Source organism: Pseudonocardia sp. (assembly GCF_025465255.1).
In the GTDB taxonomy this organism is placed as follows: domain Bacteria; phylum Actinomycetota; class Actinomycetes; order Mycobacteriales; family Pseudonocardiaceae; genus Pseudonocardia.
In genome coordinates this window covers 1-8,795 of the sequence record NZ_JAODNI010000080.1, presented here as the reverse complement: position 1 = coordinate 8,795, position 8,795 = coordinate 1, and the positions used below count along the sequence as shown (strand labels likewise).

Genomic DNA, 8,795 nt, shown 5'->3' with positions numbered 1-8,795 from the left:
CGAACGACGCGCTCGCCGCCCACTCCTCGCCGGGGCAGTTCGTCACCGGGCAAGTCATGTGCGTCGACCTGAGCACCGGTCGCACGACCATCGTCAATGCCGGTCATCCGTTTCCCTTGCGCCTGCGAGAGAACCAGGTCGACGAGATCGAACTCGACATCGACATCCCGTTCGGTCTCTATCCGGGCAGGTCGTTCCGGTTGCAGCACTTCCTGCTCGAGCCCGGCGACCGGGTCGTGTTCGTCACCGACGGCATGTTGGAACGCAACGCGGCACATCTCGACGTCCCCGAGGCGCTCGCGCACAGTGGCAATCTGCATCCCCGCGAGGTCGTCCACACCCTCGGCCAGGCGGTGATGCGAGCGACGGGCGGTGACCTGCGCGATGACGCGACGGTCGTCTGTCTGGACTGGCACGGGGGACCACCCCGAGGCCGGGACAGCTTCCACGGTGCCAACATCACCGAAGGCCGTACCCGTTGAACGGGGCAGGTCGGCTAACGGCAGGGGCGGACGTCGCGAACGCGTCGGCTCGGGCGACGGCCGGATCCGTCGTCGCGGGCATCAGCACCAGCCCGTGCGGGAGCTGGCGCCCGAGGAGGTCCTCGAGCAGGGCCCGGCGCGCGGCGTAGGGCCGCGGCCGGACGTCGCGGTGATCGAGGGCGAGGAGGTCGAACACGACGAACGAGGCCGGGCTGCCCAGCGCGAGCTGCCGGGCCCGCGCATCGGCGGGGTGGACACGCTGCTGCAGGCCGGCGAAGTCCAGCCGGCCCTCCCGCCACAGCACCAGCTCCCCGTCGAGCACCACATCGGTGTCGAGCTGTTCGAGGGCGGCCACGATCTCCGGGAAGTAGCGGGTGAGCGGGCGCGGCTGCCGAGACTGCAGCGCAACCCGATCGGCGCGCCGGTGGGCGAGGCAGCGGAAGCCGTCGAACTTGGCCTCATAGGACCAGCCCCCACCCGGGGCCTCGGGGAGCCCATCGGCGTTGACCGCGATCATCGGGCGCAGCGGAAACTCCACCCCGCGAAGCCGGCCGGTTGAGCACCCATCCGGGGACGATAGACAGATCACCATGGGTGGGAGACAGCGGACCGACCGTGGCCTCGCCCGTAGTCGGCAATGGACCCAGGGTGACACCCCCGCCGGGGCCGCGGCTGATCACAAGGTGCAGGGCCGGCCACGCCCGCCGCGCCGCGGTAGCTCGGCCCGCGGACCGAGACGACGGCGACCGAACAGGGCCCCTGGCCGCCGGCAGGTCAGGCGGGCCCGAAGTAAATCCGAGTCCCGGGCGGCGCCAGCACCTCGAGGCTCTCCACGGGTTCGCCATCAAGCAACACGCGACCGGCGCCAAAGTGCTCCTCGAGGCGCTCGGGGGAGATCGGGGCGGCCAACATGCGGGAGCGGACAGTCTCGGCTCGGTGGGGGTGTTCGTCGCTCACGCGCGTGCAACGCAGAGACCGCTCTACGATTCTCGGCGTCGCGCTTTCCCCCGTGGCAGACCGATCCGGATCACACAGCGGGGGACCACATGCCCGACGACCTCATGCCCGACGACCGCGACGCGCGTCTCGCCGAGCTGCATCGGCTGCGCCTCGGCGACATTCTCTACCCCCGGGAACTCCGGGTGCGCCGGCGCGCGCGGTAGCGGCGGCGGAGCACCCAGTCCATGCCAGGGCGAGGTGACCGCGGCCGCGATGAAGTACTACCGGACCCAAGCGACCCCACCGCGCCCGGATCTTCCTCTGCGACCTCCACGCCCCCTCGAGCACGCCGAGTCCCTCACCGACCCCGACCGGGCCGAACTCACGCGCCGGCAGGCAAAGGCCGCGTACTGGGCGGAAGTCTCGGCGCGGCAGCGCGCCGCGCACGGCATGGACGGCTGGTAGTCGCCACCGCCTCCCTCGACCAAGAAAACCTCACCCACCCGCGGTAGACATTCGCTCAGAGCTGTGTGTAGTCTCGTGCGCGTCGAAGCGAAGAAGATCTCAGAAGCACGGGAGATGACGTAACTACCCGTGAAGCACCACCAGCAAGACAGCAACACCAGCAAGACAGCAACACTGAGGAGAAGGGAAAGCAGCGCCACTGTCAGACCCGCTGTCGGCCGTGTGGGCCGGGTGGGTACTGCCTCGTCAGAACGGAAGGTGATTCTCGGTTATTACGCGGATGCGTTTCCCGCAGGAGTTGGTTTCAGGGTTCTGCGGGTCGAGAAGGCCGACGTTCTAGTCGGTTGATGGTGTGAAGTGCTAACCCCTGGGGCCCCGGTGCAGTCTGCGCCGGGGCCCCTCGTCTGTGGAGGTGCAATGGTCCGAGACCCGCAAACCGCGGCTGACAAGTTCGACGACGAGCATTACCCCGCTTACACGATGGGCCGTGCCGCGGAGATGCTCGGCGCCACGCCCGGGTTTCTGCGCAGCCTGGATGAGGTGAAGCTGCTGGTCCCGCAACGCTCGGCGGGGGGACATCGTCGTTACTCCCGCTATCAGCTGCGGTTGGCCGCGCGGGTGCGGGCGCTGGCCGACGAGGGCACGGCCCTGGACGCGGCGTGTCGCATCGTCGTCCTGGAAGATCAGCTCGAGGAAGCCCGGCAGATCAACGCCGAGCTGAACCAGCGCGACCAGGCGGGCCAGCTCAGCGTGTCCACCCCTTCCGGCTCATCATGATCTGGCAAGCACGGAGGAAGGCAGGCGCCGGTTCGACACGACCGTGCTAGGAGCGGGCTCCCGTTTCGGCCTTCTCCGGTCCGCCTGGTGGGTCCGGAGGCGCCGTTACGGATGCAGGCCCGTGATGTCGCGCAGCTGCTCGATGGATCTGGGGTCTTCTGGGTCGACCCCGATGAGTTGGCGGATGCGATAGAGGCGGTACCGAGCCGTGCTGCGGTGGATTCCGCGGTGCGGGTGAGGTCGCCGCGAAGCCCGCGATATTTCGACAGGGTGCGCACCAGCAATGCCATGAACTCGTCGGATTGGGCGGCCGCGGGTGGGCCACCGGTCTGGTTGCAGGCCGCATCGGCTTGTAGCGCCCGTCATGCGAGATCGCCATCAACACCTCCGATAGCTACGACGCGCCGATGGCGAGAGCCTTGCGGCCGCAGCGCCGTCGCGGCACCCGCCCGGGCCGTCGGCTCCGAACCGGTCGAGGCCGCCTCGCCCGCGCGGACGGCGTGTATCGGCAGACCTACCGATCCGCGCGGTGGCGGCGGGTGGAGAAATCTTGGGAAGAGTCGTAGGTCGGGCCCTTGCTCGGCAGCCGCCGAGCCGGGTGCCGCCCGCTCACCTCTGCTCGCCGAGCAGCGCGTGCGGCAGGTACAGGCCCTGGCCCATGCCCCGGGCTCGCTCGCGGCCGGCGGGTGCGACACCCGCCAACCCAGCGGCCCGAGGAGCGCCTGATTACGAGCCCGACGACGACAGTCAGGCATGTCTATCCCTGATGAGCCGGATGGGCGCTCGCGCAATGCGAACGGACTCGCGGCGCTCGAGCTCGGCGAACCTCCGTGCGGCCTCTGCCTTGGCACGCAGCTCGGTGGCGCGCTCGGAACCCTCCTCGGCCCTGCGCTCGAAGGTGGCGGCGACGACGTCCTCGGTATCGGCGATCTGTGCGGCAAGGAAGGCCAAACGAGCTCGAAGGTCGCGAGCGCGATCGTGACTGGCCTGTGCCCTCGCCCAAAGCCCGGTCCAGTCCTGCTCATCCACGTCCTACTCCGTCCGTCCAAGACGCCAGTGGCGGATCACGGACCATGCCGTCTTGCCATCGCCATTCCGATCGACACCCGACGCCGGACCCGATGCTGAGGCCGCGTGTGGGTGCCCGCATCGCGAGGCTGTCTCATCTGCACTCCCGCGAACTCCTACCCGTTTCTTCTGTACCAAATCGCACAATCTGAAGTCCGGGCTCCGCCCGGGCCCGACACCGCTCAGAGATCAAGGGGAGTGCAGCGGGGTGGTGATCCCCTGACGGCACGCCGAGACGGCACCCAGACCGAGGGGCAGCGGCAGGGTGCTCGTCCATCTGCACTGCGAAGCCTGCGGGCCGGAACGCGGGCGCACGTTGAACTGGCCTGCGCTCTCCGCGAGGATGAGTTGGACCGGCACTGGAGCGGCGGGATGGGAGGCGACCGGTGCGGGCAGCGGCGGTCCACGAACGATCGGCCCCCTTCACCGTGGAGGAGGTGGAGTTGGACGCCCCGGGTTCGAACGAGGCTGCCGACCCTCGAACCGGGTTCAGCGGTGCTGGGTGGCCTGCTCGAGAACCCAGTGGGCGCCCTTGCAGTCGGCGGGGAGCGGCGGGAATCGGTGGCCCTTGACGTCGGTGCTTTCATGCCGGTGGCCGCAGCCGCTCTCACACTGGTAGATGCCGCTGGCCGGCACGATCTCGCCGGGCCGGTACGTTGCGCCGTGCTCAACCATGAGGTGCCTTTCCCGTCAGCGGCTCCGATGACGACGGCGCCGTCATGATCGGTCTACCCGCTGACTGACACCGGAATCCTGTCCTCTGCACCGACGTACTGAGCGCCGTGGGGCAGCCGGTCGACGGCCGCGTCGGCGGGGCCCGTCCTCGGCCGCCGAGCGGCTGGGAGACAGCGCGCCTACCAGTCGATCTATCGGGACGGTCGGAGGCTGCCGTGGGAGGACGTGCTCGCGTTGGCCACCGGCGGCCTCTGAATCACCACGTCGGATCGGCCGACGCTCAGCCAGGGCAGGCATCGATCCCGATGAGGATCAAGGATAGGGCTCGGTGCCGTATCGGCTCATCAGGGCAAGAATGTCGGCAGGGTCGAGTCGTCCGTCAGGCCCGGGGCGCAGCATGGCGAGCTGCTTGAAGTAGTCGATGTACCGCTCGGGCGTGACGGTGCAGAGAAGGCTCGCCGGGACCTGGTCGTCGGCATTGCCGAACGTGTGCGGAACACCGATCGGTGCGGTGACCAGGGTGCCCGGGGTGGCGAGGTTCCTTTCGCTCCCACTGGTGAACCTCACGGCGCCAGTCAGGACGAAGAAGCTCTCGTCATGCTCGCGGTGAAGGTGTTGAGGCGGCCCGCCCCATCCCGGCGGGAGTGTGCACTCCACCGTGCCCCAGCGCCCATCGACCGCGTCGCCGTCCGCGAGAACTCGGAAGCTCACGCCGCCCGCACTCCAGGCATCACCAGCCCCCGCGCCATTGACGATGACCATCGTTGTCCTCCTCTGGAGACTCGGTGTGGTGGGGCGACGGAATCGAACCACCGACGGAGAGTGGTGTCGAGCACGACGCAGCAGTAGAGCTTGCCCTCACGGGTGGGGTGCTCGGTGATGTCGGTGACCCACAGCTGGTTGGGGCCGTTGCGCCGGAAGTCGCGTTTGACCAGGTCGGTGACGGTTCTGGCGGGTGGGACGCGTTTGGCTCGTCGGCGCAGGGGCAGCCCGGCCAGGCCGGCGCGCGCCATGAGTAGGGCGATGGTGTTGTGTCCGACCACGATGCCCTGACCGTGGACCAGTTCGGCGTGGATTCGCGGAACGCCGTAGGTCTGCCGGGACGCCTCGTGCACCGCCCCGATCTGGTCGGTCAGCCACGCGTGTCGGATCGCTCTGGCCGACGGGGGCCGGACCCGCGCGTCGTAGTAGCCGGACCGGGACACTCCGAGCGCGAGGCAGGCTCGTTTGACGAGGACGCCCTCAGCCGCGAGCTCGGCGACGAGGCCGTAGCGCACTTTTGGGAGCACCACCTCCTCGACCGCGGCGGCTGCTTTACGCAGGATCTTGACCTCGTCCTCGAGCTCAGCGATCCGTCGTTGCGCCACGGCGAGTGCGGCGGACTCGACGGCTTCGGGCGTGGGGCTCTTCAGGCCACGGTCCATCAAGACCAGGGACTTCCAGCGATGCAGTCAGGATTCGGCGATCCCCGACGACGCGGCGACGTCACGAACCGTTCGTCCCGAGGTGAGAACGTCCAGGGCGCGGCGGCGGAACTCCGGTGGGTAAGGCTTGGGCACGACGAGCGCCTCCTTCGGCAGCCATCGAACCGCAGTCTCTCAACGGCCGAGTCCGTCGAACCGGGGGAACATCACCGAGTCCGCCGAGCCGGGGGAACATCATCGTCCGTGGAGGATGGTGAGCGGAGGTTCGTCGCTGGTAGAGGGGCCGGGCGGATCGCGGTGTTGGCAGACCCACACCACCCGCACCGGGAAGACGGCGTCGCGGTTGGTGAGCACGCGCCAGCCAGCCGGTTGAGGTCGCCGCCATGGTCCCGATCGGCCGGCCCCGGGCGAAGAGCGCCCCTCGAGACTCAAGTCGTCGCTGACGGGTCAGCTGGTGAGGAAGGCGAGCAGATCTCTGTTGAACTCCTGCTCGTGGGCACCGGTCAGCCCGTGCGGAGCACCCGGGTAGATCTTCAGTCTTGCGTTCGGCAGGATTTTCGACGACTTCAGGGCCGAGGCCCCGATCGGCACGATCTGGTCGTCGTCGCCGTGCAGGACGAGTGTGGGGACGTCCATCTTCTTGAGGTCCTCGGTCAGGTCTGTTTCGGAGAAGGCCTTGATGCAGTCGTAGGCGCCCTTGATTCCGACGGTCATCGACATCAGCCAGAACGCATCCCGGGCTCCTTGTGAGACATTCGATCCGTCCCTGTTGGCGCCGTAGAACGGGACAGCGAGGTCGCGGTAGAACTGCGACCTGTCGGCGAGCAGCCCGTTCCGGATCTGGTCGAACGGCTCGCGTGGCAGGCCTTCGGGGTTGGCTTCGGTCTTGAGCATCAGTGGTGGGATCGCGCCGAGCAACACCGCTTTGGCGACTCGGGCTGTGCCGTGTCTGCCGATGTAGCGGGTGACCTCGCCGCCGCCGGTGGAGTGTCCGACGAGCACGATGTCGGTGAGGTCGAGCGCTTCGATCACCGCGGCGAGGTCGTCGGCGTAGTGGTCCAGGTCGTTGCCGTACCACGGCTGGCTCGATCGGCCGCCCCCGCGTCGGTCATGGGCTATCGCCCGGAAGCCGTGCGAGGCGACGAAGTTGGCCGAGCCGTCCCACGCGTCGGCGGTGAGTGGCCAGCCATGGCTGAAGACAACGGGCTGACCGGTGCCCCAGTCCTTGTAGAAGATTTCCGTGCCGTCCTTGGTGATGACCGTGGGCATGGCCCACTCCTGTCCAGAGTTCGGGGTCGACCGTGAGATCGGGTGAGCCTGGAACTGCATCAGGCTGGCCTTCAATGCCACGGTCTGCCAGAGGGATTGACCGTCAATGCTTTCGGTCTGGCGGCGGGCATGCCGCCGGGTTCGGGCGGCGGCGGATCCTCGTTCAGGTGACTGTGACCGATCCGGTCATGTTCGGGTGGATCGAGCAGATGTAGCCGTACGTCCCGGCCTTCGAGAACGTGTAGCTCCAGGTTTGACCCCGGCTCAGGGTGGGCGAGTGAAGGGGCTCGCCGGAGATGTCGTGCGGGGCGGAGTCGTTGTTCGTCCAGGTCAGCGTGGTGCCGGCCGGGACGGTGACGGCCGCCGGCGAGAATGCGAAGTTCGCGATCGTCACGGTGCTGGCCGCGACCGGCTGCACGGCCGCAGTGGCCGCCGGTGCCGGCATGGACATCGGGTGCTCGGCCGGCGGTGCCACGACCGGGGCGGCTGGCGGCCCGCCGCAGGCGGCGAGCGTGGCCAGGGCGACCGCGGCCGACAGCGTGCCGAGGTACGTGCTGGTACGTGCGCAGGATCTCATTACTACCTTCCTGTCCGCGCTTCCGAATGGGTGCCGTGGCGGCGGCCGCACCGGTCGTCGCCGTGTCCCGTTGCTTAGGACGGTCGCCGGAAGCCGGGTTACGGCGTCGCGTGGGACGGCGCGCCGGCCTGCGGTGTTCGAAGCCGGCACAGCAACGTTCGGGTCCCGCCGAGGGCGGGTGGGACCAGCAGCACGATCGGAACGATCGCGAGCACGGCCACCTTCAGGCCGCCGGCGCCGAACAACGCCGACAGCCGCCTGCAGCGACAACACCGCCATCGTGGCGTTGGCGAGATCGGCCCAGAGGGGTGCGTCCGTGCCCGTCCCGGCCGTGCCGTTGTCGGGCGCGAAGCGCGAGGTAGAAGGCTGTGCCCGGGACAGCGCCGGCCGCCAGCACGAGCAGGACCACCGAGCTGATGGGCGGATCGCGCTTGTTCGCCGCCGCCAGCAATGCCCAGATCATCTGGTCCTCCTCGCCGTCGGCTCCACTCCGCGTGTATCGCCCGCGACGTTAGCCATCACCCCGGCCTGCAGACCTCACCCGAGGGGGGTGAATGGGCGCCCCTCGTGGACGGCTCAGCGACAACACGCGATTGCTGTCCTGCACCGCCTACGGCGACTGAAACGCCTGAACCGACCCAATTCGTCCAGAACGCCGACGGTGATCGAAGACCTCCGGGTTAATGAGCACGTGCATTGCGATCGATTGGTTCTTAGGGGCCTCGGTCGGTCTCGATCAGAACCGCCGCCACCCGTTCCACGCGCGGTTGGCCAAGGTCCCGTTCACAGGCGACGGCTCGGGCACGATCGCTGCCCGTCCTGACTTGGCGGGTCTGAAGCCGGTGGGTCAGGGCGAATCGATCCGAAGGGCCGGAACTCCCCACCCCCGGAGGCCAGCCGGTTTCACGGCCGCCGCCCCGGGGTCGCGCGGCGGTTCGAGGGGTCAGTGGGGCTGCAGCGGGAGCTCGACGAGGATCGCCGTCCCGTCCCCGGGGCGGCTGCTGACCTCGATCGTCCCGCCCAGGGCCTGTACCCGGTCGCGCAGCCCGATCAGACCCGAACCTGCGGCGGGATCGGCGCCGCCGACGCCGTCGTCGCGGATCGACAGGTGCAGGAGGG

General features: G+C 68.9%; 10 protein-coding genes. 2 read left to right on the top strand and 8 right to left on the bottom strand.

Annotation, left to right across the window (positions count from 1 at the left end):
• A partial coding sequence (locus tag JWP64_RS08695; RefSeq protein ID WP_297494308.1) for a PP2C family protein-serine/threonine phosphatase occupies positions 1–482 on the top strand: 482 nt, incomplete at its 5' end.
• On the opposite strand, the gene JWP64_RS08690 is transcribed toward JWP64_RS08695, so the two are convergent.
• Positions 460–1,020, bottom strand: coding sequence for a hypothetical protein (locus JWP64_RS08690; protein WP_297494305.1), 561 nt, complete (start codon positions 1,018–1,020; stop codon positions 460–462). The two genes, JWP64_RS08695 and JWP64_RS08690, sit on opposite strands and share 23 nt — an antisense overlap.
• A gap of 1,283 nt (positions 1,021–2,303) precedes the next feature.
• On the opposite strand from JWP64_RS08690, the gene JWP64_RS08685 reads away from it, so the two are divergent.
• Entirely contained in the window at positions 2,304–2,663 is a 360-nt protein-coding gene (locus JWP64_RS08685; protein WP_297494303.1) for a MerR family transcriptional regulator, read from the top strand.
• 105 nt (positions 2,664–2,768) lie between these two features.
• On the opposite strand, the gene JWP64_RS31450 is transcribed toward JWP64_RS08685, so the two are convergent.
• The 7 genes from JWP64_RS31450 to JWP64_RS08655 all read right to left on the bottom strand — a co-directional run bounded on the left by JWP64_RS31450 (position 2,769) and on the right by JWP64_RS08655 (position 7,676).
• Positions 2,769–3,029, bottom strand: coding sequence for a helix-turn-helix domain-containing protein (locus JWP64_RS31450; protein WP_366889622.1), 261 nt, complete (start codon positions 3,027–3,029; stop codon positions 2,769–2,771).
• A gap of 381 nt (positions 3,030–3,410) precedes the next feature.
• Complete coding sequence (locus tag JWP64_RS08680; RefSeq protein WP_297494301.1) at positions 3,411–3,692, bottom strand: hypothetical protein; 282 nt, start codon at positions 3,690–3,692, stop codon at positions 3,411–3,413.
• A gap of 528 nt (positions 3,693–4,220) precedes the next feature.
• Positions 4,221–4,406 carry a hypothetical protein gene (locus tag JWP64_RS08675; RefSeq protein ID WP_297494299.1) on the bottom strand — a complete coding sequence of 62 codons (186 nt, stop codon included), beginning with the start codon at positions 4,404–4,406 and terminating at the stop codon, positions 4,221–4,223.
• A 312-nt stretch (positions 4,407–4,718) separates the two neighbouring features.
• Positions 4,719–5,168: a cupin domain-containing protein gene (locus JWP64_RS08670; protein WP_297494297.1), complete on the bottom strand. Its 450-nt coding sequence runs from the start codon at positions 5,166–5,168 to the stop codon at positions 4,719–4,721.
• Positions 5,114–5,830: an IS3 family transposase gene (locus JWP64_RS08665; protein WP_297494294.1), complete on the bottom strand. Its 717-nt coding sequence runs from the start codon at positions 5,828–5,830 to the stop codon at positions 5,114–5,116. Before JWP64_RS08665 ends, JWP64_RS08670 begins: the two co-directional genes overlap by 55 nt.
• 447 nt (positions 5,831–6,277) lie before the next feature.
• Positions 6,278–7,099, bottom strand: coding sequence for an alpha/beta hydrolase (locus JWP64_RS08660; RefSeq protein ID WP_297494291.1), 822 nt, complete (start codon positions 7,097–7,099; stop codon positions 6,278–6,280).
• 163 nt (positions 7,100–7,262) lie between these two features.
• Complete coding sequence (locus JWP64_RS08655) at positions 7,263–7,676, bottom strand: cupredoxin family copper-binding protein (RefSeq protein ID WP_297494289.1); 414 nt, start codon at positions 7,674–7,676, stop codon at positions 7,263–7,265.
• Positions 7,677–8,795 lie beyond the last annotated feature (1,119 nt).